2 protein-coding genes are annotated in these 1,483 nt (G+C 46.1%); both read right to left on the bottom strand.

Features of this window, described 5'->3' with window-relative positions; translation table 11 throughout:
* Positions 1-45 precede the first annotated feature (45 nt).
* The gene (locus R8N28_RS24635) at positions 46-477 is read right to left on the bottom strand and encodes a YccF domain-containing protein (protein WP_005485025.1); all 432 of its coding nucleotides are present in this window, start codon (positions 475-477) and stop codon (positions 46-48) included.
* Between the two features lie 187 nt (positions 478-664).
* Positions 665-1,483 (bottom strand): MFS transporter (locus R8N28_RS24630; protein ID WP_318183595.1); only part of this gene is annotated, 819 nt, incomplete at its 5' end.

Genomic DNA, 1,483 nt, shown 5'->3' with positions numbered 1-1,483 from the left:
ACAGGCGTTGCCCTCTGAGCTCGAAAGCTCAGAGGATACATAACCTTAACGATTAATGTTGTAACGAGCGATTGCCGCTTCTTCTGACGTTACAACAGTTTTACCGATAGGCGCGAGGGAAATTACGGCCAGTTTCAGGTGTTGAAGTGCAAACGGAATACCAATAATGGTAACGAAACACGCTGCGGCGGATAGGATATGACCGATTGCCAGCCACAAACCTGCAAATACAAACCAAAGTACGTTGCCGATGACGCCTAGCGGACTCGTGCCAATATCCATTTCATTGGTTAGTTCATCACGCGAAACGGCTTCTTTGCCGAATGGGAAAAACGAAAAGTTACCCATGACGAAACAAGCTCGCCCCCACGGAATCCCGATGATGCTGATGAACGCAAGAATACCGAATAGCCACCACAGCAATCCCATGAATACGCCACCGAATAAAAACCAGATGATGTTGCCAAGTGTTCTCATCTAAAACCCTTTTTGATTTATAACTTTCTACAAAGTATGTCACACAAATCTTAACAGAGGATGAATGGGTGTGCTTTATCTTAAATAAGAAATCATTGATGAGAATACTCATTTGATAAAGGAAAGCGGAGATCATTGGGCTGCTGAAAAAAAGGCTCTCAACGTTAGACGTTAAGAGCCTTTCTGGCTAGGCGGTTGCCAAATTCAAGCGCGATACTGGCTTGTCATTGATCGGTAAGTGAATCAAAGCGGCGAGGAGTGCCAGAACGACGGTTGACCACCAGATTGGATCGTATGAACCGTAGTAATCGTAGATGCGACCACCGATCCAAGCCCCCAAGAAGCTTCCTACTTGGTGAGTAAAGAATACCAAGCCATAAAGTGTTGATAGGTAACGAGCCCCAAAAATCTGGCGGACTAATCCAGATGTGAGAGGCACGGTGCCTAACCAACAGAAGCCGATTGCACCACCAAAGATGACTGCGGTGTGCTCGGTGACAGGTAGAGTCACAAAAGCACCAATCACTACCGTGCGGATTAAATACAGCGCAGACATAACATGGCGTTTATTGAAGCGGTCCGCCATAACACCCCAGAAGTACGAACCAAAAATGTTGAAGATGCCAACATACGCCAGTGCCATTGCGGCGGTTGAGGCTGGTAAATCTTTATCTGCTAGATAACTTGGTAAGTGAGTTGCAATGAACATCACGTGAAAGCCGCACAGAAAGAAACCTGCATGAATCAGCCAATAACCTCTGTGAGAGAAAGCTTCTTTTAATGCTTCTTTTAGAGTTTGTGTGTCTTCCTGAACATTTGCAGGGTTACTTGCTTGTGGCTTCGCAGTTCTCATGAACAATGCAAACATCACCATAAAGCTACACAGTACAGCGAATGCTTGAAGTGCGCCTTGCCAGCCAAAATCACTCAAAAGCGCTTGTGCTCCAGGGATCATGGCGAACATACCGAACGATCCCGCAGCGGTAGTTAAACCAAATGCTTTTGC

This window comes from Vibrio sp. Vb1554 (assembly GCF_033344235.1).
The sequence above is the reverse complement of the archived record's forward strand: the minus strand, read 5'-3'. Positions and strand labels throughout refer to the sequence as shown.

What these genes read in the sequence shown, in the direction of transcription:
- R8N28_RS24635 (WP_005485025.1), bottom strand. Translation starts at nt 477, where the DNA reads ATGAGAACACTTGGCAACATCATCTGGTTTTTATTCGGTGGCGTATTC.